The organism is Streptomyces sp. NPDC001828 (genome assembly GCF_042892175.1).
In the GTDB taxonomy this organism is placed as follows: domain Bacteria; phylum Actinomycetota; class Actinomycetes; order Streptomycetales; family Streptomycetaceae; genus Streptomyces.
Genome location: NZ_JBIATV010000002.1, coordinates 827,011 through 848,132 on the forward strand (window position 1 = coordinate 827,011; position 21,122 = coordinate 848,132).

The following is a 21,122-nucleotide window of genomic DNA, read 5'->3' on the forward strand; positions in this document are numbered from 1 at the left end:
GGCGAGTGATTTCGGATGTTCCCCGCCCCGGGTTCCGTCAAGGACCGCACCGTGGTCCAGACTGTGCCCGTGGTGGGGAATCTTCCTGCGGAGAGCACGAGTTTCATCGGCCGGTCCGTCGAACTGACCGCCCTGGACGGCCTCCTCGAACAGCATCGGCTCGTCACGGTCACCGGGCCCGGCGGCGTCGGAAAGTCCCGGCTCGCGCTGCGGGCCGCCCGGCGGTTCCGGGACCGCTGTCCCGACGGCGTCTGGTGGGTGGAGCTGTCCCCGCTGCGGGACCGCGACCTGCTCGCGGCCACCGTCGCCGACGCCTTCGACGTCACCGACCAGAGCCTGCGCACCGCCTGCGAGGCGCTCTGCGCCTGGCTCGCCGACAAACGCATGCTCCTGGTGCTCGACACCTGCGAACACCTGATCAGCGCCTGCGGCCATCTGATCGGCGAACTGCTCCAGACCTCACCGGGCCTCACCGTCCTCGCCACCAGCCGGCAACCCCTGGGCAGGCCACAGGAACGGGTCTTCCCCCTGGAGCCGCTCCCCGTCGCCCACGAGGCGCTGACCCTGTTCAAGGAGCGGGCCACCGAGGCCGCGCCCCACCTCACCTTCGACGACCCCGGCCGGGCCGCCGCGGCCGCCGACGTCTGCCGGCGCCTCGACGGCATCCCGCTGGCCCTCGAACTCGCGGGCGCACGGCTGAAGTTGTGGTCGGTCGAGCAGCTCGCCGCCCGGCTCGGCTCCCGCTTCGAGGTGCTCGCCGACACCCGCGTCTCCGCCCTGCCGCGCCACCAGACCATGCGCACCGCGATCGGCTGGAGCCACGAGCTGTGCGAGCCCCTGGAGCGGCTGCTCTGGGCCCGCCTCTCGGTGTTCGCGGGCGACTTCGACCTCGCCGCCGCCCAGGACATCGGCGCGGGCGGCCCGCTGCCGGCCTGTGCCGTCGAGCAGGTCCTGGCCGGCCTCGTCGACAAGTCGGTGGTGCGCACCCGCCTCGCCCCCTCCGGCCGGCTCGGCCACCGCATGCTCGACACCATCCGCGAGTACGGACTGCGCTGGCTCGACGAGCTCGGCGAGGGCCCCGAGGTCGCCGACCGGCACGCCCAGCGCCTCAGGCGCCTGGCCCACGAGGCCGGCGACGCCTGGTTCGGGCCCGGTCAACTCGACTGGTACGTACGCCTGGAGGCCGAGCACGCCGATCTGCGCACCGCCCTCGAACACCTCCTGGCCACCGACCCCGAGGCCGCCCTCGACATGGCGGGCTCGCTCTGGTTCGTCTGGTTCTGCTGCGGCCGGCTGCGCGAGGGGCGCGGCTACCTCCAGCGCGCCCTGGACGGCTGCCCGGGGCCGGGCCCCCATCGGGCCGCCGCCGTGTGGGCACTCGGCATGTGCGCCTTCCTCCAGGGCGACTTCGTCATCGCGCACCGGCTCGGCGAGGAGTCCTCGCGCGCCGCCACCGACCCCGAACAGCGGCTGCGCGCGGCCTACCTCCACGGCGGCAGCGTCCTGATGCCCGGCGACCCCCAGGGGGCGCTCGACATCCTCGACCCGGCGCTCGCCCAGGACACCGCCTTCACCCCGGGCCGCGCGCTGTGCGCACTCGCCCGGATCTACGCCCTCAACAACGTGGGCCGGCACGTCGAGGCGTCCGCCGAGGCGGTCCTGCTGCGCGACGGGTGCGCCGCGCTCGGCGAACGCTGGATGCGGGCGTACGCGGACTACATGCTGGCCGTCAGCGCGCTCGCGCTCGGCCGGCCCGCCGAGGCCGCCGCCCACGCCCGCGCCATGCTGGGCGGCAAGCGCCTGCTGCACGACAGCTTCGGCATCGCGATCGGCCTCGACCTGCTGGCCTGCGCGGTCGCCTGCCAGGGGGACGGCGAGGACGGCGCGCTGCTCCTCGGCGTCGGCCAGGAGTGCTGGCGCACCGTCGGCAAGGCGCAGATGGGCGCGCCCGCACTGACCGCCGTGCGCGAGCGGTGCGAGCGCCGTGCGCGCGCGGCGCTCGGCGACGGCGCGTACGACTCGGCCTTCGACCGGGGCGTGGCCACCGGCCTGGACGAGGGGCTCGCGCTCGCCCTCAAGGGTGGTTTCCCGGAGGGAAGTTGACGAATCCCGCATGTGACCGCACTCGACGGCCCGACGGCGCTACGGTGGGCGACGAGTCAACAGCGGTGAGTCACCTCCCCGTTGGCGGGCTCCCCAAGCCGATCGGCGGTGAGTACGCGGATGTTCAGGTCCTGGGACACGACCGTCCTGGTGGTCGACGACGTCGACGCCAACCGCTGTGCGATGGGCGCGGTGCTGAGCCGGGCCGGGCACCGGGTCGTCCCGCTGGCGAGCGCCTCGGCCGCGCTCATCGAACTCGACGCCCGGCTGCGCGCGGGCGCCCTGCCCGACGCCGCCGTACTCGACGTGGGCCTGCCCGACATGGACGGCTTCGAACTGTGCCGCCGCCTCAAGGCCCACCCCGGCATCGCGCCCATGCCCGTCGTGCACTTCTCGGCCGCCTCCGTCACCCCGCACGACCGCTCCCGGGGCCTGGACGCGGGCGCCGAGGCCTATCTCACCGTGCCGGTCGAGCCCGAGGAGATCCAGGCCGTCATCCGGGCCGCGCTGCGCGGCGCCCGGCTGCGGCACGAGTCCGCCGCCCGGGCGGGCCGGCTCAGCCGCCTGGCCGAGGCGACCGCCACCCTGCACGAGGCGCGCTCCCCGCAAGAGCTCGCGGACGCGGCCGCCGCCGCGGCCATGCTGCTGACCTCCGGCCCCGTCACCGCCTTCGTGTTCGGCGCCGACGCCTTCCTCCACGCGGGCGGCGTGGCCCGCCCCGACCAGGCCGCCGAGACCCCGGCCATCGGCGTGCTGCTGCGCCGCGCCATGGCGGGCCGCAGCGGTGTGCGCTCCGTCCTCGCCCCGGCCCCGCTGTGGCCGCCGGAACTCTACGGCCCGGAAGGCGCCCGCCTCGTGCTCGCCCGTGGCCACGCCGACCAGCCGCCGGTGTGCCTGGCCGTCCCGGCCCGGCTCCCGTACGGCCAGGAGACCGAGACGCTGCTCTCCCGGCTCGCCCAGTCCCTCGCCGTCGCCGCCGAGTCCCTGCGCACGCACGCGGAGGAGCGGCACATCGCGCTCACCCTGCAACACAGCTTCCTGCCGCAGCGTGCGCCCCGGCTCCCCGGCGCCGACATCGCGCTGCGCTATGTCCCGGCCTCCAGCCGTGCCGAGATCGGCGGCGACTTCTACACCGCGCTGAGCACCCCCGCCGGACTCCTCGTCGGCGTCGGCGACGTGGTCGGGCACTCCCTGGACGCGGCCACCGTCATGGTCGAACTCCGCCACGCGTTACGGGCGTACGCCACCGACCAGCACGAACCGGCGGCCCTCGTCCGCCTCCTGGACCGGATGCTCCAGCTCTACCACCCCGAGGCCACCGCCACCCTGTGCCTGGCCCTCATCGACCCGGCCACCGGCGCGGCCCGCATCGCCAACGCCGGGCACCTCCCGCCGCTGCTGCTTCCGGGGCGCGGCGGGGCCTCGTTCATCGAGACCCGGGGCCCGCTGCTCGGCCTCGGCCTGCGCCACCCGCCCTCGACCCGGCTCCAACTGGGGCCGTCCGACGGCCTGTTGATGGTCACCGACGGACTCATCGAGCGCCGGGGCACCGACCTGGAGGTGTCCCTCGAACACCTCAGGCACGCGGCGGCCGCGGCCCCGTCCGCCACCGAGGCGCTCTGCGACACCCTGCTCGCGCGCTTCGGCGACGACCCGGAGGACGACGTGGCGCTGCTCGCCCTGCGCCTGGGCGCGGACCGGGGCGCCTCCGTGGCGACATGACCGTCGCCGCGCCGCTCAGCCGACGCGCGGGGCGGGCACCAGGGGGAGCAGGGCGGCCAGGCGGTCCACCAGCTGGCCGAACGGACCGTCGGCCGGCTCGTCCGCGAGCATGCGCAGCATGATCGCCGCCATCTCCTCGTCGTAGGCGGCGCTCACGGCGGCGAGCGCGGCGAAGTCGTGCACCAGCTGCAACTCCAGCTCGGCGCGCGGGATCCGCCGCCCGTCCAGCCAGATCAGGGCCGTCGACTCGGCGAGCGAGACCCAGGAGCGGACGACCAACTCAAGCCGCGCGGGCGGCTGTTGGACGTCCAGATGCGAGAGGATCTGGAGGTAGGCGGCGTTGCGCACCTCGTCGATCATGGCGTTCGCGGTGGACGAGCCGACCGCCGGGCCGCCCCGCATCAGCGCGGAGAAACCGGGCCCGTGCTCGTCGACGAAGTCGAAGAACCGGCCCATCACCCGCAGCAGCCGGGAGCCGAGCGGGCCCTCGTGCGGCTCCAGGAAACGACCCGCCAACTCGTCCGCGGCCCGGCGCAGCGCGGCCTCGTACAGGCTCTGCTTGCCGGGGAAGTAGTGATACACCAGCGGCCGCGAAATCCCCGCGGCCGCCGCTATCTCGTCGATGGACACATCGTCGGGCGAACGGTGGCTGAACAGTTCGAGGGCGACCCCGATCAGCTGCTGCCTGCGCTCGTCGACGCCCATCCTGCGCCGTACCCCGGTCGTCATGCGAACAGACTACCTATAGGACGATCCGCCTAGAGATCGAGCACCAGCTTCTTCCCGAGGCACCTCGACACGCAGATCAGCATCGAGCCGTCGCGCTCCGCGTCCGTGAGCAGCTCGTCGCGGTGGTCGATCTCCCCCTCCAGGACCCGCTGTTGGCAGGTTCCGCAGAAGCCCTGCTCGCACGAGTAGGCGACGCCCGGCAGCTCCGCGCGCAGCACCGAGAGGAGCGAGCGGTCCGCCGGGACGGCAAGCGTGCGCCCCGAGCGGCGCAGCTCGACCTCGAACCCGGCGCCCGGTGCGGCCGCGCCGGGCGCGAAGCGCTCCAGGTGCGGGGTGCGGCCGGGGCCCAGCGCCGCCCCGACCGCGTCCATCAGCGGATCGGGCCCGCAGCAGTACACGGCCGCGTCCGCGGGGGCTTCGGCGAGGAACGCCCCGAGGTCCGCCAGCCCCGACTCGTCCTCGGGGACGACGGTGACCTTCCCGCCCAGCCGCTCGATCTCGTCGAGGAACGGCATGGTGGCCCGCGAGCGCCCGCCGTACAGCAGCCGCCACGGGACGCCGGACGCCTCAACTGCCTTGATCATGGGCAGGATTGGCGTGATCCCGATGCCGCCCGCGATGAACACGTACGACTCGCTCGCCGCCAGCGGGAAGCGGTTGCGCGGCCCGCGCACCGACAGCTCCACCGCCTCCTGGAGCTGCTCGTGCACCTCGCGCGAGCCGCCCCGGCCGTCCTCGATGAGCCGGGTGGCGACCGTGTACGCGGTGCGGTCGGCCGGGTCGCCGCAGAGCGAGTACTGCCGTACGAGGCCGGAGGGCAGCACCAGGTCGAGGTGCGCGCCGGGCTCCCAGGCGGGCAGCTCGGCCCCGTCGAGGGCTTCGAGGCGAAGGCGTACGACGCCTTCGGCCGCCTCGGCGCGCTCGGTGACCGTCAGCTTCAGGGTGATGGTGGAACGCCGGGTGCCGCGCCCCGAGACGGGTTCCTCCAGGGCGGGCATCGGCCACAGCGGGGAGGCCCCGATGCGGCGGCGCAGCGCCCGCCGGGCGAGCAGCGCGGCTCCGGCGGCCAGCGTGAGGGTGGTGGCGCGGCGCATGTCAGTGGCCTCCGTTGGCGCCGGGCGAGGAGGCGAGATAGGCCACGGCCTGGGCCGTGCTGCCCTCCTGGGAGGGGTGGTAGGTGCGGCTCAGATAGCGCGGGATCGACTTGAGCATGTCGGGCGTGGAGGGCAGCATCCCCTTGCGGCCCGCACGGTAGAACGCGCCGAGGCTCGCCCTGCCGACCGCCGGCGTCGGGTCGTTGTCCATGAAGAAGCGGGCCCCGCGCTGCCACAGGAAGGCGAGCGCGGTGAACGCGGTCGCCCAGGTGCGCACCCGGCGCCGGTAGCCGCCGTCGACGTGCATGAACAGCTCGAAGGCCACCGAGCGGTGCTCGACCTCCTCGGCGCCGTGCCAGCGCAGCAGGTCCAGCATGGTCGGGTCGGCCCCGCGCCGGTCCAGGGTCTCGGCGTTGAGGATCCAGTTGCCGAGGAACGCGGTGTAGTGCTCGATCGCCGCGATCGTGGCGACCCGCTCCATCAGCCACCAGCGGCTCGCCCGGCCCGGCGGCAGCGTACGGTCCCCGAGCAGCTTCTCGAACAGCCAGTCCACCTGGGCGGTGTAGGGCGTCGGGTCGAGGCCGAGCTTCTTCAGATGGGGGAGTACGTCGTCGTGCGCGGCGGAGTGCATCGCCTCCTGGCCGATGAAGCCGATGACGTCCTCGCGCAGCCGGTCGTCCGTGATGTACGGCAGGACCTGCTTGTACACGTGCACGAACCAGCGCTCACCGGCCGGCAGCAACAGGTGCAGCACATTGATGGTGTGGCCGGTGAACGGGTCGCCGGGTATCCAGTGCAGCGGGGTGTTCTCCCACGCGAACGAGACGTTCCGGGCCTTGAGCTCGATGCGCTCCTCCGCGATCGGAGCGGGCTGCGGCGTATTAGACATGGCGTCAATGTACTGACGGGTACGCCGCAGCGACAGGGGTCGGCGCCGGAATGTTCGGGGAAGGCCTCCTTGCGTGCGGGAGGCTCGTTCAGCGCAGGGTGCTGATCGGACTCCCGTCCGCGAGCCGCCCGTTGAGCTCGGCGCGCGCCCCCTCCTTGGCCCGCACGGCCAGCAGGTTGCCCTTCTCGGTGCCGGACATCCCGCCGGACAGCGTCACCGACGACACCTGCGGGCTGCCCGCCGCGAGCACGAACCAGTTCCCGCCGCGCGACTTCCACAGCACCCCGGCGAGCACCCGCGCCTCACGCGCCCCGCAGGACGCGGAGTTCTCGGCGCGGGCCGCGATCGCACCCGGCGCGAGCCGCTCGGAGGGCGCCTGGAACTGGGCGAACACCCGGCTGCCCGCGCCCCGCCAGGTCTCGGCCCGGGTGCAGATCCAGTCGGCGGTGCCGTTGCCCTCGGGCAGCGCCTGCCGCGCGAACTGCCAGTCGTTGACCGAGCGCACCCCGTGCGAGCGGACGGTCGGCAGCAGACACGCGGTACGCGCCCAGCCCTCGCGCGCGGAGCGGTCCCCGACGTCCCGCGCGTCCGACGGCGGCCCCCAGGTCAGGCGGGCCGGAGCCAGCTCGCCGAGGTCGGTGACGAGCCGCACCCCGCTGTCGTCGTGGAATTCGAGCGCTTCCCAGGACGTGCACTGGCGGGCCTGCGTGGGCGACACGACGGGGTCGGTCACCCCGTAGGTGTCCCGGTGCAACGGCCGCGCCGCCGCGTCCGGCGTCAGCAGATCGCGTACGGAGGCCTCGCGCACCCAGGGCGCCGTCAGATAGCGCACGTTGCCGTCGGTGCGGCCCACCACGAGCGCGCCCGCGGACGCGATGTCGGCGGCGTCCACGCGCGCGAAGTCGAGCGCCGCCCCGGTCGTGCCCTCGTGCGGCTCGGCATAGCGGGCGACCCGCAGACCGTCGTAGAGCAGCACCACCCGGGCCCGGTCCACATCGCCCGCGAACAGGAGTTGGGGCGCGCCCATCGGCGGACCCGACGGCGTGCCCGGCGTCGCCGAGACCTGCACCGACTCGCCCGGCCTCGCCCACACGGCGAGCGCGCGGCGCAGCAGCGCCGAGTCGCCGAGCAGATTGCCGCGGGCCGGCCACACCGAGAAGTCGCTGCGCGTCGCCGTCGTCCACGCCGTGGGCTCGACCCGCAGCAGATGGGCCGGGTCGAGCGCGGCCTGGGCCGCCGGGTTCTGGGCGTACGAGGGCGCGGCCGCCCCGTCGGGCCCCCAGCCGTCGCCCGGCAGGCCGATCAGCGCCCCGCACACCACGAGGGCGGCGACGGCGGCGAGCGCGGCCCGGCCGTGCTGGCGCCGGCGCATCAGATCGGTGGGCCGCGCCTGGAGCGAGCAGGGGTCGAACTCGGCGGACTCCAGGAGCGCCGAGCGCGACTCCCGCTCGCCCGCCGCCGCAAGGGCCTGGCGGGCCTCGGCCACCCCGGCCGCGGTCAGCTCGGCGCACACCGCGTCGTCGCCGAGCCGTTCGAGGCCGCGCAGCACATAGGCCGCGCGAGCGGGCCCGGACAGCGCGGAAAGCCGCTGGTCCAGGGCGAGTTCATCGGCGCCGCCCGAGCGCGGGAAGAGCCGCAGGCCCCAGACCTGAGGCAGCAGCGGGGGGAGCTGGGCCCGCTTGGGCCAGGCCCTGCGGCGCAGCGGGAGCCCCGCGTCGAGCGCCTGGCGCAGCACCCGCCGCCGCACGTACACGTACCCCGGGTCACCGCCGGCCCCGGGCCTGCGCGCCCCCGGGATCAGTCCCTCGTCGGAGCCGTCGCCGGGGCCGCCGCGGCCGCGCGGCAGCGAGCGCTGCACGATCGCGTGCGCGGTGAGCACCCGGCGATTGCGCCCGAGGGAGGGCGGCAGTACGAGATAGGCGAGCCGCACCAGTCGCGGATAGTGCTCGACGAGCGCGGCCTCGGCCTGCTCGACGCCGACGGTGGGGGCGGGTGGGTTGAGGATGTCCTGCTCTGGGGCCACGTTCAGCAAAACGAGCGAATGTGGAGATGGTCACCCCGTGGCCAACCGGTCCGCCCCTCAAGGGAGTTGACGGCTCCGCGAGGCGGTCACGCGATGAGCCGTTCGCGCAGCCGGGCCACCGCGTCGTCCGGCACGCCGAGTCCCTCGCGGGCGTACTTCTCCATCGAGCCGTACGTCGAGTCGACCTCGTCGAGCGCCGCCGCCAGGTACTCGGGCACCACGCCGATGATGGCGAGCGCGATCTCGGGGTCGCCGCCCTGCGCGACGAAGCCCTCGATGAGCGGGGCGAAGGCCTGGCGCACCGCCGGGTTGACGGACAGGTACTCGCGCTCCACGGTCGCCTCGTCGGCGCCGAGCAGCGTGAGGATCACCGTCGCGCCCCAGCCCGTGCGGTCCTTGCCCGCCGTGCAGTGGAAGAGCAGCGGGCCCGCGTCCTTCGCGGCGAGTTCGGTCAGCAGGGTGCGGTAGGCGGCGCGGGCCGAACCGGAGGAGACGAGCGAGCGGTAGGTGTCCGCGAACAGGGCCTGCGCCTTGCCGCCGCCGAGGTGCTCCTCGGCCAGGGCCGGGTCGGCCAGGATGTGCTTGAGCTGGGCGGCGGCGGGAGCGCCGGCCGACGCCATCTTGTCCGCGAGCGCGTCGGCGATCAGCAGCCGGGCCCCGCTCGGCACCCGGTCGGGATGGTCGGCGCGCTCGGCGTCGGTGCGGAAGTCCAGGATCGTACGCAGTCCGAGCTCGGCCACCGCCGGGTCGGCGGCCGGGTCCATGCGGTCGAGCTGGCCGGCGCGGAAGGCCAGGCCCGGGCGGACCGTGCGGCCGCCGGACAGCGGGGTGGAGCCGAGGTCGCGGAGGTTGGCGACGGTGGTGGCGGGGATCGCGATCATGGGTGGGCGGCTCCTGAGCGGGTGGAATCTACCGGTTTATAACCGAACGGTAGTCCACGACGTCCGAACGGTAGTCCATGACTCCCGCCACCCCGAGACCGAGCCCCAGGGCCGCGAAGTGCCCCGCGTCCGTGAAGGTGCGCCCGCGGTTCAGAAGGGGCTTCGCGGCGAGCGCGAGCAGGGTGATCCGGGCGCCGCCGCGCAGCGGGCCGCGCGGCAGCGCCGAGGTCAGGGCGCCCAGGACCGCGTAGAAGCCGTAGCTGGTGCCCACGTCAAGGGCGGTGCGGGTGGCGGGCGAGGGGCGGCCCGCGCGCAGGCCCCCGTACACCAGGAGCGTCGCGCCGGCGTGCCCGAAGAGGAACACCCCTGCCGTCCACCAGGCCCCGTGCGCGTACTCCGCGTAGCCGAGGACGGCGAGCAGGAGCAGCGCGTACGGCAGCTCCATGGGCTCCTCGACGAGCAGCGCGCTGGTGGCGAGCGTGGCCCACCGGCCCGCGGCCAGGTTGTCGACGTTGGTGGAGCACGAGCGCAGCAGGTCCCGGCGGGCCTGACCGCCGAGCAGCCGTCGGCTCGCGTACGCGATGAGCTGGACGCCGCCCACGTAGGCGGGGGCGAGGGTGGGTACACGCATGCGTCCATGATCGGGCATCGTGCGGGCCGCTGCCCATCGGCCGGTGAAGTGTCGCCAAGTCGCTTTATTTACAAGGGAGTTGGGGGCACGATGGGGTGATGCGAAACGATGCACGAGTGGTCCTTGGGGTGCTTGCGGCGTTCGCCGTCGTGACCGGCTGCGGTTCGTCGTCCCCGCACCCGGTCGCCACCGCGAGCGGCACCCTGGAACAGCTGGCCGCGCGCGCCGACTGCGAGCCGGTCGTCTCGACCGACTCGGCGGAGCTGCGCCAGGCCAACTGCGCGACGCGGGACGGCCGTTATGTGCTCGCCACCTTCGCCACCGACCGGGGCCAGCGCGAGTGGATCAACGAGGCGAAGGACTACGGCGGCGTCTACCTGGTCGGCCGCAAGTGGGTGGCGGTCGGCGAGCAGCCGGTGGTCACGGCACTGCACGGCCGCCTCGGTGGCAGTGTCGAGACCGGGACCATGCATTCCGGACACTGACCGGGTCGGCCGCGCAGCGGCAGATGCCTCCTCGCGCGGGGGCGCGGGGGGTCAGGCGCAGGAGCGCCCCGTGTTGATGCAGTTCACCGCCTTCCTCATCAGCTGATCGCTGAAGACGTCGATGAAGTCACCGTGATCGGTGACCGGCTTGTGGAGCTGCTCGGGGAACGAGTCCACCGCGAAGGCGCCGGCCTTGGCGGGCACGTCGTAGACGATGCGCTGCACCAGCTGGGGAATGGCCTTGAAGCCGGCCGGACACGCACCCCTCTTGTCGGCGAAGGCGACATGGGTGCGGTGATTGGCGCTGTCGGTGTTCTTCCCGTCCCAGCAACTCTGGAATGTGAAGGTGCGGACCACTTTGCTGCCCTGGGGGCAGAGCGGATATTTGTCCTTGAGCTGACGGTTCTCGAATCCGGTGCAGCTCCACGAGGCGTTGGCATTCGCGTTGCCATTGGTGAACGCCTTCGCGTCGCCGGTGATGATCCGCAGGAACCGGGGCATGGCGGTCACTTTGCCCACCGGGCTGCCGACGAATCGAATCGTCGCCTGCACCGGGGTCTGGATCTTTCCGAGGTTCTTGTCCTTGCCGCCGCCGTCGGCCCGCGCGTCCATGTCGTTGCCCTGGTCGAGAACTCGCACGACCGGCCAGTAATAGGTGGACTTGTCGCCCTGATTGCGGCAGCTGGTACCGCCCCTGGCGAGATCGGCATCGCTGGAGAAGGCGTCCGTCGCCTGGTTTCCGACGTAGTCGTGCATGTGGTGGGCGCCATTGCTCACGCCCGGCGCCACGATGACGTTGTCGGGGTTGCGCTTGCCGTTCTGATTGCGGCCGCAGTCGCTGGTGAAGGTGCCGGTGGAGGCGCCGCGCCGGGGGGCGGGGGCGGCGGCGTTCGGGCGTACGGAGCGGATGTCGACGAAGTCGCGACGTGAGAGGCCGGAGGCGGAAGCGGCGGCGGACGTGACGACGGCCTGGCCGTCGCCCTGGTCGCCGGCCTGCCCCTGATCGGCGCCCTGGTCACCGCTCTGGCCGCTGCTCTGGCCGCCCTGCGGGTCACCGGCCCGGTCGCCCGGCGCCGGCGCGTCGGCGGCCCGCATCGAACAGGCCGCCAGACCCTTGCCGTTGAGGTCCGGCTGTCCGGTGGCGTCCGCGATCTGCCCGATGGAATCGGTCCGCTTCGCCTTCAGCGGGGTGAGCACCATGCTGTCCGCGAGGCCGGGGTCGCGCTGGATCCGGTCCTTGTTGTCGGCGAACTCGGCATAGGCGTCGGTGATCTGCGTATCGAGATCGGCGAGCTGTCGGTCGACGCGCGGTTTCGCGGAATCGGGCACGGTGGAAAGGGAATTGCCCACGTCCGGACAGTCGATGGTCGACAACATGCGCATCTGTGACATGTCGTGCCCGGACGGCCCGTGGCCGCCCGCACCGCCCTCACTGGCGGAGGCGTAGAAATTGACCGCGGCGAGCCCGCCTCCGCCCAGGATGAGCGCGGCCGCGGCCAGCGTCATCCGACGGGGGAGGGTCGGCCGTTTTCGGGGTGAGCGTGCGATGCGTCCCATGGAACTCCTTCGCTTGAAGCGCGCCGTTCCATACGGATGGGAACGGTGGGGCGTTCAACGGCTCAGGAGATCCAGGGGAGTTGGGGCCATCCGACGGGTCAGCGCGCCTGCTTCACCGCGCGGAGCACCACGAACTTCGGGTCGGACGCCTTGAGTTCGCAGTTGCCGAACATCCGGCGGAGCTTGTCGTGGTAGCCGAGGTGGCGGTTGCCGACCACCCACAGCTCGCCGCCCTCGCGCAGGGCGGTCCGGGCGTCCGCGAACATCCGCGAGGAGGTGCGGTCCGTGGTCGCCTGGTGGGTGTGGAACGGCGGGTTGTTGAGCACCAGGTCCGCGGTCCCGGGCGGGAAGTCCGCCAGGCCGTCCCCGAGCCGGAAGTCGGCCTCGCGCGCCGGCCCGGCACACATCCGGAAGGTGGCCTCGGCCGAGGCCATCGCCGGGTGCGACTCGTCGGCGAAGGTGATCCGCGCCTCGGGGTTGGCGAGCGCCGCGGCCGTGCCCACGATGCCGTTGCCGCAGCCCAGGTCCACCACGTGGTCCGGTCCCGTGCGCTCGGGCAGGTGCTGGAGCAGGAAGCGGGTGCCGATGTCGAGGCGGTCGGCGCAGAACACCCCGGCGTGATTGGTGACGGCGAGCCCGGAGGCCGGACCGATGCCCAGTTCGAGCGAGTACGTCAGCGGCCACGGGTTGCGGGGCCGCCTGAGCCCGGGGTCCGGGGTGGTGAAGATCAGCCGGGCCTTCTTCTCGGCCAGCGAGGTCTTCGTCGGGCCGAGGATCCGCTCGAACAGGTTCAGCGTCGAGGTGTGGATCTCCTTGACCATGCCGGCGCCGACCACGACCGTGCCCGCGTGCAGCGAGGGCGCGATCCGGTGCAGCTGGTCCTCCAGGAGCCCGAGGCTCTTGGGCACCCGCACGAGCAGCACGTCGACGCGCTCGGGCACCGCGTCCCGGGTCGACAGGAGGCGTACGGCATCGGGCGCGGAGCCGGCCCGCGCCAGGTTGGCCCGGGTCGCCTCCTGGGCCAGGAACGAGTCGCTGATCTGTACGGGGTGGTGCTCGGCGAGCGCCGTCGCGAGCGCACCCCAGCGGTCACCGGTGACGACGACGGTCCCCGAGAAGTCCAGGTCGCCGATCTCGGCGAGGTGCCGCAGCAGGTAGTCGTCGGCGGCGTCCCAGGCCCGCAGCGGGTCGCGGGGGTCTTCGGGGAATCGGGTCAGGTCGTGCTCGCCCCAGGGCGTGATCATGCGGTTCATTGCCTGCCAGGCTAACCCGAAACCGCGCTCGTGCCCCGCCGCGGCGGCCGGGCCCGGGATCGGCTCGGGCTCAGCCCCGGTCGAGGTAGGCGAGCACCGCGAGGACCCGGCGGTTGTCGTCGTCGGAGACCGGCAGGCCCAGCTTCGCGAAGATGTTGGACGTGTGCTTGGCGATGGCCCGCTCGGTGACGACCAGGCGCTCGGCTATCGCGGCGTTGGAACGGCCCTGCGCCATCAGCTCCATCACCTCCAGCTCGCGCGGGGTGAGCCCGCCGAGCGGCTTGTCCCGCGCCTTGCGGGAGAGGAGCTGCTGGATCACCTGGGGGTCCATCGCGGTGCCGCCGCCCGCGACCCGGCGCACCGCGTCGACGAACTGCGCCGCGTCGAACACCCGGTCCTTGAGGAGGTAGCCGACCCCGCCGTCGCCGTCCGCCAGGAGCTCGCGCGCGTACAGCTGCTCCACGTGCTGGGACAGGACCAGGACCGGCAGCCCGGGCCGGGCGCGGCGGGCGGCGAGCGCGCACTGGAGGCCCTCGTCGGTGTGCGACGGCGGAAGCCGGACGTCGACGATCGCGACGTCCGGTTCGAGCTCGGCGAAGGCCCGGGTCAGCTCCGGTCCGGTCTCCACGGCGGCCAGGATCTCGAAGTCGAACGCCTCCAGCATTCTGACCAGGCCGTCGCGGAGCAGGAACAGGTCTTCGGCTAGGACAACGCGCAAGGGATCTCCAGGGTGACCAGGGTGGGGCCGCCCACGGGGCTGCTGACGGCCAGGACGCCGTCGAATGTACCGAGCCGCCGCTCGACCCCGCTCAGGCCACCGCCCGCCCCGGCCTTCGCACCGCCCCTGCCGTTGTCGCCGACGGACACCCGCAGTGCGCCGGCCTCGTACGACAGGTCGACCCAGAGGCTGTCCGCCGCCGCGTGCTTGACCGCGTTGGTGAGCAGCTCGCTGACCGCGAAGTACGCCGCCGACTCGACCGGCGCGTCGGCGCGGGCCCGGTCCGGCAGATCCACCGACACCTCGGTCGCCACCGGCAGGCGCAGCGCCAACGCCCTTACGGCGTCGGCGAGTCCACGCTCGGCGAGGACCGGCGGGTGGATGCCGCGCACCAGGTCGCGCAGCTCGGTCAGGGCCTCGGCGGAGGACGCGCGGGCCGTCGCGAGGAGCCGCTTGGCCTGTGCCGGGTCCTTCTCGACGAGTGCCTCGATGGTGCTCAGGTTCATGCCCATGGCGACCAGGCGGGCCTGCGCCCCGTCGTGCAAGTCCCTCTCGATGCGGCGCAGTTCGGCCGCCGAGGTGTCCACCGCGTCGTGCCGGGTCTCGGTGAGCCGGTCGACGCGCTGCGCCAGCTCGGCCTCGCGGGAGGGGGCGAGCAGCGCCCGGGCGAGCTGGAAGTGGCCGCGCAGCAGGGCCGGGTTGACGAACAGGCCGAGCACGAAGAGGGCGGTGCCGAGCGCGGCCGCCGCGTAGCCGCTCTGCTGGCTGGTGACGTGGATGAACAGGAACCAGTCGCCGCCCGCGTCCGCGATCGGCCGCCATACGCCGAGCGCGATGACCCAGCCGTACGCCACGTACAGGAGCAGGACGGGCGGCAGGAGCGCGATGAGGAACCCGGCCGTCATGTCCGCGAGCATCCAGCGCAGGTCGTGCCAGGTCGCGGGGTCGCGCAGGAGCGCGGCGCACCGCACGGCCCAGCCGGCCGGGCCCGGGCGCCGGGGCAGCGGACGGTACGCCGACGCGATCCGCACCCCGCTCCAGCGCAGGGCCAGCTCGCGCCGGAAGCCGGCGTGGGCGCGCACCCGCTCGATCATGAGCGGGGTGGCGAGCACGCCGATGCCGACGGGTATGAGGGCGATCGAGACGACGGTCAGTGTGAACAGGAGGATCGAGCCGGTCATCGACACCAGCGTCAGGGCGAAGCCCCGCACCCCCGCCAGGAGCGCTTCGCGCGCCTTGGTCGCATTCATGGTTTCCCCGTCTCCTCGCCGCACTGGACCGGCCTCCAGTGTGGCCGGGCCCCGCACGCGCGGTCACTGGGTCCCGCCCCCGGCCCGGGGTGTTGCTGGCAACACCCCCTGACCTCGCAGGTCACCCCGGAACGCGGGAGCGGGAGGAGACGCACGCGAAAGGGCGGGGTGCCCCCCGGCGCCCCGCCCTTCCCGACTGCCCGCTCAGGGCGCGTACTTGTAGCCCACCCGGCGCACGGTCTGGATCGCCCCGCGGTGCTGGACGCCCAGCTTGCGGCGCAGCCGGGCGACATGGACGTCCACGGTGCGGCCGTCGCCGACGTGCCCGTAGCCCCACACCGTGGTGACCAGCTGGTCGCGGGTGTGCACCCGGTGCGGGTGCGCCACCAGATGGGCCAGCAGCTCGAACTCCAGGTAAGTGAGGTCGAGTTGGGACCCGTCGACCTCGGCGGTGCGGCGCACGGTGTCGATCCGCACGAGGGCGTCGCCGCCGGTCGCGGCGGGCTCGACCGGCACCGGCGCCAGGGGCTCGGGCGCCGCGGCGAGCAGCGGGGGCTGCTGGTCGGCGGGGACGAGGACCAGGTAGCCGACCATCGCCGGGCGGCCCGGCAGCGCGGGCAGCGTGTGCTGCGGGGCGGGCAGCCAAGTGGCGCCCGGCGGGAGGAAGTCGACGACCTGACCGGCGGCCGGCCGGGCCACCTCGTCACGGTCCACGGATCGCAGTCGGTGCCGGCCCAGGGGAAGGGGGGTGTGGGCGTCGGGGGAGGGGAGGGTACGGGTGTTCGCCATGAGGGGTCAGCTCTTTCGCGCGAGGAGTCGTCAGCAGGAGACGTACGTCGTTGCGCGCGGGCCGAAGGCCTGGAGTGGATCGAGGCGTTAGAGGGCCGGCGCGTTCATCGCGCGGCAACACACCCGGTCGAAGTCGTGGTCCTGACGGGACGGCCAGAACGGCTCGAGGTCGGTGCGACCTGTCGAGGTGCTCTGGATGCTGGTCATGTCCCCATTCAACCAGACGATCCGCCCGGTGCAGCAGCCCCCTCCCACAGACTGATACGGATCCTTGGCACAGCGTGACCGGAATCAGCCGCTCCGAACGGACCGTCAGCCGCTCCGAACCGGGCCGTCGGCCCCGCGAACCCGGCCCCGGAACGCGTGGGGGCGCCCACCGCCGCAGCGGTGGACGCCCTCGTGAACGCGTGGCGGACGGCTCAGACCTGGCCGGCCTTCTCCAGGCCGGTGCAGCAGGTGTCGACGATCAGACGGGTCACCACGTACGGGTCGACGTTGGCGTTCGGGCGCCGGTCCTCGATGTAGCCCTTGCGGTCCACCTCGACCTGCCACGGGATGCGGACCGAGGCGCCGCGGTCCGAGACGCCGTACTTGTACTGGTCCCACGGGGCCGTCTCGTGCAGGCCGGTCAGCCGGTCGTCGATGCCGGCGCCGTAGTTCTTGACGTGGTCCATGGGCTTGGAGCCCTCGCCGAGCGCCTCGCACGCGGTGATGATCGCGTCGTAGCCCTCGCGCATCGCCCGGGTGGAGAAGTTGGTGTGCGCGCCCGCGCCGTTCCAGTCGCCCTTGACCGGCTTCGGGTCGAGGGTGGCCGACACGTTGAAGTCCTCGGCGGTGCGGTAGAGCAGCCAGCGCGCGATCCACAGCTGGTCGGAGACCTCCAGGGGGCCGACCGGTCCGACCTGGAACTCCCACTGGCCGGGCATGACCTCGGCGTTGATGCCGGAGATGCTCAGGCCCGCGGCGAGGCAGTGGTCGAGGTGCTTCTCGACGATCTCGCGGCCGAAGATCTCGTCCGCGCCGACGCCGCAGTAGTAGCCGCCCTGCGCGGCCGGGAAGCCGCCCACGGGGAAGCCGAGCGGGCGGGCGCCGTCGAAGAACGTGTACTCCTGCTCGATGCCGAAGACCGGCTCCTGCGCGGCGAACCGCTCGGCGAGCGGGCGCAGCAGGGCACGGGTGTTGGAGGCGTGCGGCGTCCCGTCGATGTCGAAGACCTCGCACAGGACCAGGATGTTCTCGCCGCCCCGGATCGGGTCCGGACAGGCGAACACCGGCTTCAGGACGCGGTCCGACGCGTGGCCCTCGGCCTGGTTGGTGCTGGACCCGTCGAAGCCCCAGATGGGCAGCTCCGCGACGGCGACGGGCGCACCGGCCATGATCTTCGTCTTCGAGCGGAGCTTGGCGGTCGGCTCGGTGCCGTCGATCCAGATGTACTCGGCCTTGTACGTCACGGAAGCCATCCTCTGTGGGAGCTGCGGGTTGCCTGCGCGCTGCCACGCTGCGGCGCTGCTGTATGCCCCGCAGCCTCACACCCCGAAATTTCCCGCCCGTTGCCCGTTTGTGAACCCGGTGTTACCTGGGGTTCCACAGGCGCGTCGAGAAGCCCACGCCTGTGTGGTTCCTCCGACGGCGGTGCCCGCAACCTCGGCGTTTCGTCCCAAACGGCCGTCCGGAGAGGCACTCCGGGCCGTCCCGACCGCAGGCCGCCGCGGCGCGCTGAGGTTCGTATCCGGCTCGTATACCGACAGCGCGAGCCGTCCTTCGCGCCCCACGCGCCGCCCGGGGCAGACTGGTCCCCATGAACGAGAGCGCCGCCACCCCCCGCATAGGACTCCTCGGCACCGGCCCCTGGGCCGCCGCCACCCACGCGCCCGCGCTCGCCGCGCACCCCGGCGTGGACTTCGTCGGGGTGTGGGGCCGGCGGCCCGAGGCGGCCGGCGTGCTCGCCCGGGAGCACGGGGTGGCGGTGTACGAGGACGCCGAGGCCCTGTTCGCGGACTGCGACGCCGTCGCCTTCGCGCTCCCACCGGACGTGCAGGCGCCGCTCGCGGTGCGGGCCGCGGCGGCGGGCTGCCATCTGCTCCTGGACAAGCCGGTCGCGACGAGCGTGGTGAGCGCCCGCGAGCTGGCCGGGGCGGCCGAGCGGGCCGAGGTCGCCTCCGTCGTGTTCTTCACGCTGCGCTTCGCGCGGGAGACCGCGGCCTGGATGGCCCAACAGGCCGCTGCGGAAGGGTGGTTCACCGGCCGGGCGCGGTGGTACGGGTCGCTGTTCACGCCGGGTGCCGAGCGCAGCCCGTACGCCGCCTCGCCCTGGCGGGGCGAGAAGGGCGCGCTCTGGGACGTGGGCCCGCACGCGCTCGCCGTGCTCGCCGGGGTGCTCGGCGAGGTGACCGCACTGACGGCGGCGGCGGGACCCGGCGACACCGCGCACCTGATCCTGCGGCACGCCTCGGGCGCCTCCAGCACCGCCGACCTGAGCTTCACCGCCCCGCCGGCCGCGGCGGGCGTCGAGGTGTCGCTGCTCGGCGAGTCGGGCGCCGAGGTGATGCCCGGCTGGGGCGGCGCGCTCGACGCCTTCGGCGCCGCGATCGACGCCCTCCTCGACGCGGCCCGTACCGGGGTGCCGCACCCCTGCGACGCCCGGTTCGGCGCCCGGATCACCGAGCTGCTCGCCGAGGCGGAGGCCCAGCTCGGCCGGGCCTGACGAACGGCTGCCGGGCGGAAGTCCGCCCGGCGACGCGCTACTTGCGCGCCAGGGCGTCGCGCACGGCGTCGTCGGTGCGGCCCACCACGGCCGTGCCGTCGTCCGCCGTGATGATCGGGCGCTGGATCAGCTCGGGGTGCTCGGCGAGCGCGGTCACCCAGCGCTCGCGGGCACCCGCGTCACGCGGCCACTCCTTCAGGCCGAGCTCCTCGGCGGCGGCCTCCTGGGTGCGCGCGATGTCCCACGGTTCGAGGCCGAGCCGGTCGAGCACGGCCCGGATCTCCTCGGACGAGGGGACGTCTTCGAGGTAGCGGCGCACCGTGTAGTCGGCACCCTCCGCGTCCAGCAGGTCCACCGCGGCGCGGCATTTCGAACAGGCCGGGTTGATCCAGATCTCCATGCCGCCAGGCTACCCGCGACGCCTCGTCAAAGCCCCGCTGGCCAGGGCCGATTGTCAGTGCCCCGCAGTAAAATCGAGGTAGTAAGTGAGGGTTCCCGACCGCCCAGGAGGATGCCCATGACCGCTGCCGTACTCACCTCGCACGCCCCGAAACAGCTGTCCCTCCAGCCCCTTCACAAGGTCCCGCTGCCCGCCGGGCGTCCGCGCGTGTGGTACGAGTCCCACAACCGGCGCCTGAAGGCCATGCGCCTGGCCATCGCCCTGCTCGACACCGGCGTCTACCGGCCCGAGCAGGCGCCCGACCGGACGATACGCACCGTGGCCGCGCTCATCGGCGTACATCCGCCGTCGGAGACGACCTGCCGGATGGTGCGTGCGCTGATCTACGACGGGCGCTGACGCACGACGGGTTCTCCCGTATCGCGGGGCGCCGGGAGGCGCCCGCGCTTCGGGCCGGGTCGCGCCCCCGGGAAGCCGGGGGTGCGACGCGGGCCCGCGCCCGGCCCCGGGCGACGGATGATTTAGGGTGGCCGGGCCGTGGTGTTCGGGAAGACCGGTGCGAAACCGGAGCGGCCCTCGCCACTGTGATCGGGTTCCCCGGGGTTCCGGGGAGCCGCCGTCCCCTCGCGTCGCCACTGGCCAGGATCCACCTGCCCGGGAAGGCCGGGACCAAGGCACCCACCCGTCAGCCAGGAGACCGGCCGCGGCATCTCACGAAGTGATCCACGAGGTGCTGGAGCGTGACCCGCATGACCCTGCCCGTTCGCACGTCCCCCGAGACGGGCACCACAGCGGTGCCCTCCTTCCGCTGGCGGCGCGAGGACACCGTCCGAACCGCCGTCCTCCTCGCGGTGATAACCGCCCTGCACGTCGTCGCCTTCGGCGTCCTGTTCCTGCTCGTGGCCCCCGCGCACTACGCCGTCGGCACCAAGACGTACGGCATCGGCCTCGGCATCACCGCCTACACCCTCGGCATGCGGCACGCCTTCGACGCCGACCACATCGCGGCCATCGACAACACCACCCGCAAGCTGATGGCCGACGGCAAGCGGCCGGTGTCCGTGGGCTTCTGGTTCGCGCTCGGCCACTCCAGCGTCGTCGTCGTGATGGCGGGCCTGGTGGCGGGCGGCGCCCAGCTCGCGGGCACCCTGATGAACGAGGACTCCAGCGCCCACCAGGTGCTCGGCGTGGTCGGGACCACGGCCTCCGGCTCCTTCCTCTACCTCATCGCGGCCCTCAACCTGGTGGCCCTGTTCGGCATCCTGAAGGTGTTCCGCGCGATGCGGGCGGGCGCGTACGACGAGAGGGAACTCGAAGCGCACCTGGACTCGCGGGGGTTCATGAACCGTGTCCTCGGCCGCTTCACCAAGTCCATATCCCGGCCCGGCCAGATGTTCCCGCTCGGCTTCCTCTTCGGCCTCGGCTTCGACACCGCGACCGAGGTCACCCTGATGGTGATGGCCGGCACCGGCGCCGCCGCCGGACTGCCCTGGTACGCCATCCTCTGCCTGCCGCTGCTGTTCGCGGCGGGGATGAGCCTGTTCGACACCCTCGACGGCACGTTCATGAACTTCGCCTACCAGTGGGCGTTCTCGAACCCGGTCCGCAAGGTCTACTACAACCTCACCATCACGGGTCTCTCCATCGCGGTGGCCTTCTTCATCGGCACCATCGAACTCGTCGGCGTCCTGCACGAGAAGCTCGACCTCACCGACCCGGTCAGCGGCTGGATCGCGGAGCTGAACATGGACAACGTCGGCTTCGTCATCGTCGGCCTGTTCGTGGTGGTCTGGGCGGCGGCCCTCGCGTACTGGCGGTTCGGGAAGGTCGAGCAGAAGTGGGCGGCGAACGGGGTGTGAAGAGCGGGCCCGGCGCGTGCGTGAGGGGGGCCGGG

The 21,122-nt window shown here is 73.2% G+C and carries 19 protein-coding genes and 1 riboswitch; of the genes, 6 read left to right on the forward strand and 13 right to left on the reverse strand.

What is annotated here, in order from left to right; genetic code table 11:
- The first annotated feature begins 51 nt into the window (after positions 1–51).
- Together ACFYZA_RS10675 and ACFYZA_RS10680 are read left to right on the forward strand one after the other, a co-directional pair.
- Entirely contained in the window at positions 52–2,103 is a 2,052-nt protein-coding gene (locus ACFYZA_RS10675) for an ATP-binding protein (RefSeq protein WP_382600193.1), read from the forward strand.
- A gap of 120 nt (positions 2,104–2,223) precedes the next feature.
- On the forward strand, positions 2,224–3,825 hold the full coding sequence (locus tag ACFYZA_RS10680; RefSeq protein WP_382600191.1) for a SpoIIE family protein phosphatase: 1,602 nt from the start codon (positions 2,224–2,226) through the stop codon (positions 3,823–3,825).
- 15 nt (positions 3,826–3,840) lie between these two features.
- On the opposite strand, the gene ACFYZA_RS10685 is transcribed toward ACFYZA_RS10680, so the two are convergent.
- From ACFYZA_RS10685 to ACFYZA_RS10710, 6 genes are all read right to left on the reverse strand, one after another.
- Entirely contained in the window at positions 3,841–4,554 is a 714-nt protein-coding gene (locus ACFYZA_RS10685) for a TetR/AcrR family transcriptional regulator (RefSeq protein WP_382600189.1), read from the reverse strand.
- 29 nt (positions 4,555–4,583) lie between these two features.
- Positions 4,584–5,648 (reverse strand): PDR/VanB family oxidoreductase, encoded by a 1,065-nt coding sequence (locus ACFYZA_RS10690; protein WP_388489211.1) that lies wholly within the window; start codon positions 5,646–5,648, stop codon positions 4,584–4,586.
- Between the two features lies 1 nt (position 5,649).
- A complete protein-coding gene (locus ACFYZA_RS10695; RefSeq protein ID WP_382600185.1) occupies positions 5,650–6,537 on the reverse strand; it encodes a metal-dependent hydrolase in 888 nt (295 codons plus the stop codon).
- Between the two features lie 88 nt (positions 6,538–6,625).
- Positions 6,626–8,560, reverse strand: a complete 1,935-nt coding sequence (locus tag ACFYZA_RS10700) for a hypothetical protein (RefSeq protein ID WP_388489214.1) — start codon at positions 8,558–8,560, stop codon at positions 6,626–6,628.
- An 86-nt stretch (positions 8,561–8,646) separates the two neighbouring features.
- Positions 8,647–9,441, reverse strand: coding sequence for a tyrosine-protein phosphatase (locus ACFYZA_RS10705; protein ID WP_382600181.1), 795 nt, complete (start codon positions 9,439–9,441; stop codon positions 8,647–8,649).
- A 28-nt stretch (positions 9,442–9,469) separates the two neighbouring features.
- A complete protein-coding gene (locus ACFYZA_RS10710) occupies positions 9,470–10,072 on the reverse strand; it encodes a rhomboid-like protein (protein WP_388489217.1) in 603 nt (200 codons plus the stop codon).
- 98 nt (positions 10,073–10,170) lie between these two features.
- On the opposite strand from ACFYZA_RS10710, the gene ACFYZA_RS10715 reads away from it, so the two are divergent.
- On the forward strand, positions 10,171–10,557 hold the full coding sequence (locus tag ACFYZA_RS10715; protein WP_382600177.1) for a hypothetical protein: 387 nt from the start codon (positions 10,171–10,173) through the stop codon (positions 10,555–10,557).
- A gap of 51 nt (positions 10,558–10,608) precedes the next feature.
- Here ACFYZA_RS10715 and ACFYZA_RS10720 read toward each other — a convergent pair whose 3' ends face one another.
- From ACFYZA_RS10720 to glnII, 6 genes are all read right to left on the reverse strand, one after another.
- Positions 10,609–12,114, reverse strand: a complete 1,506-nt coding sequence (locus tag ACFYZA_RS10720; RefSeq protein ID WP_388489220.1) for a DUF1996 domain-containing protein — start codon at positions 12,112–12,114, stop codon at positions 10,609–10,611.
- Positions 12,115–12,212: 98 nt separating this feature from the next.
- Positions 12,213–13,358: a methyltransferase gene (locus ACFYZA_RS10725; protein WP_382600205.1), complete on the reverse strand. Its 1,146-nt coding sequence runs from the start codon at positions 13,356–13,358 to the stop codon at positions 12,213–12,215.
- A gap of 79 nt (positions 13,359–13,437) precedes the next feature.
- Positions 13,438–14,085: a LuxR C-terminal-related transcriptional regulator gene (locus tag ACFYZA_RS10730; RefSeq protein ID WP_382600173.1), complete on the reverse strand. Its 648-nt coding sequence runs from the start codon at positions 14,083–14,085 to the stop codon at positions 13,438–13,440.
- Positions 14,070–15,335, reverse strand: coding sequence for a sensor histidine kinase (locus ACFYZA_RS10735; protein ID WP_388489223.1), 1,266 nt, complete (start codon positions 15,333–15,335; stop codon positions 14,070–14,072). The genes ACFYZA_RS10730 and ACFYZA_RS10735 overlap by 16 nt, the downstream gene beginning before the upstream one ends.
- Before the next feature lie 204 nt (positions 15,336–15,539).
- Positions 15,540–16,124, reverse strand: coding sequence for a winged helix-turn-helix domain-containing protein (locus ACFYZA_RS10740; protein ID WP_382600169.1), 585 nt, complete (start codon positions 16,122–16,124; stop codon positions 15,540–15,542).
- A gap of 419 nt (positions 16,125–16,543) precedes the next feature.
- Positions 16,544–17,575: a glutamine synthetase gene (gene glnII / locus ACFYZA_RS10745; RefSeq protein ID WP_382600167.1), complete on the reverse strand. Its 1,032-nt coding sequence runs from the start codon at positions 17,573–17,575 to the stop codon at positions 16,544–16,546.
- Positions 17,576–17,922: 347 nt separating this feature from the next.
- On the opposite strand from glnII, the gene ACFYZA_RS10750 reads away from it, so the two are divergent.
- Complete coding sequence (locus ACFYZA_RS10750) at positions 17,923–18,828, forward strand: Gfo/Idh/MocA family protein (protein WP_388489227.1); 906 nt, start codon at positions 17,923–17,925, stop codon at positions 18,826–18,828.
- A 37-nt stretch (positions 18,829–18,865) separates the two neighbouring features.
- Here ACFYZA_RS10750 and ACFYZA_RS10755 read toward each other — a convergent pair whose 3' ends face one another.
- Positions 18,866–19,228, reverse strand: a complete 363-nt coding sequence (locus tag ACFYZA_RS10755) for an ArsC/Spx/MgsR family protein (RefSeq protein ID WP_388489229.1) — start codon at positions 19,226–19,228, stop codon at positions 18,866–18,868.
- A 117-nt stretch (positions 19,229–19,345) separates the two neighbouring features.
- Between ACFYZA_RS10755 and ACFYZA_RS10760 the strand changes: the two genes are divergently transcribed.
- Positions 19,346–19,627, forward strand: coding sequence for a hypothetical protein (locus ACFYZA_RS10760; protein WP_189961004.1), 282 nt, complete (start codon positions 19,346–19,348; stop codon positions 19,625–19,627).
- Positions 19,628–19,749: 122 nt separating this feature from the next.
- A riboswitch (cobalamin riboswitch) is annotated at positions 19,750–19,949 on the forward strand.
- Between the two features lie 28 nt (positions 19,950–19,977).
- Positions 19,978–21,087, forward strand: a complete 1,110-nt coding sequence (locus ACFYZA_RS10765; RefSeq protein WP_382582552.1) for a HoxN/HupN/NixA family nickel/cobalt transporter — start codon at positions 19,978–19,980, stop codon at positions 21,085–21,087.
- Positions 21,088–21,122 lie beyond the last annotated feature (35 nt).

What these genes read in the sequence shown, in the direction of transcription:
- ACFYZA_RS10680 (WP_382600191.1), top strand. Translation starts at nt 2,224, where the DNA reads ATGTTCAGGTCCTGGGACACGACCGTCCTGGTGGTCGACGACGTCGAC.
- ACFYZA_RS10685 (WP_382600189.1), bottom strand. Translation starts at nt 4,554, where the DNA reads ATGACGACCGGGGTACGGCGCAGGATGGGCGTCGACGAGCGCAGGCAG.
- ACFYZA_RS10690 (WP_388489211.1), bottom strand. Translation starts at nt 5,648, where the DNA reads ATGCGCCGCGCCACCACCCTCACGCTGGCCGCCGGAGCCGCGCTGCTC.
- ACFYZA_RS10695 (WP_382600185.1), bottom strand. Translation starts at nt 6,537, where the DNA reads ATGTCTAATACGCCGCAGCCCGCTCCGATCGCGGAGGAGCGCATCGAG.
- ACFYZA_RS10705 (WP_382600181.1), bottom strand. Translation starts at nt 9,441, where the DNA reads ATGATCGCGATCCCCGCCACCACCGTCGCCAACCTCCGCGACCTCGGC.
- ACFYZA_RS10710 (WP_388489217.1), bottom strand. Translation starts at nt 10,072, where the DNA reads ATGCGTGTACCCACCCTCGCCCCCGCCTACGTGGGCGGCGTCCAGCTC.
- ACFYZA_RS10715 (WP_382600177.1), top strand. Translation starts at nt 10,171, where the DNA reads ATGCGAAACGATGCACGAGTGGTCCTTGGGGTGCTTGCGGCGTTCGCC.
- ACFYZA_RS10720 (WP_388489220.1), bottom strand. Translation starts at nt 12,114, where the DNA reads ATGGGACGCATCGCACGCTCACCCCGAAAACGGCCGACCCTCCCCCGT.
- ACFYZA_RS10725 (WP_382600205.1), bottom strand. Translation starts at nt 13,358, where the DNA reads ATGATCACGCCCTGGGGCGAGCACGACCTGACCCGATTCCCCGAAGAC.
- ACFYZA_RS10735 (WP_388489223.1), bottom strand. Translation starts at nt 15,335, where the DNA reads ATGAATGCGACCAAGGCGCGCGAAGCGCTCCTGGCGGGGGTGCGGGGC.
- ACFYZA_RS10740 (WP_382600169.1), bottom strand. Translation starts at nt 16,124, where the DNA reads ATGGCGAACACCCGTACCCTCCCCTCCCCCGACGCCCACACCCCCCTT.
- ACFYZA_RS10750 (WP_388489227.1), top strand. Translation starts at nt 17,923, where the DNA reads ATGAACGAGAGCGCCGCCACCCCCCGCATAGGACTCCTCGGCACCGGC.
- ACFYZA_RS10755 (WP_388489229.1), bottom strand. Translation starts at nt 19,228, where the DNA reads ATGGAGATCTGGATCAACCCGGCCTGTTCGAAATGCCGCGCCGCGGTG.
- ACFYZA_RS10760 (WP_189961004.1), top strand. Translation starts at nt 19,346, where the DNA reads ATGACCGCTGCCGTACTCACCTCGCACGCCCCGAAACAGCTGTCCCTC.
- ACFYZA_RS10765 (WP_382582552.1), top strand. Translation starts at nt 19,978, where the DNA reads ATGACCCTGCCCGTTCGCACGTCCCCCGAGACGGGCACCACAGCGGTG.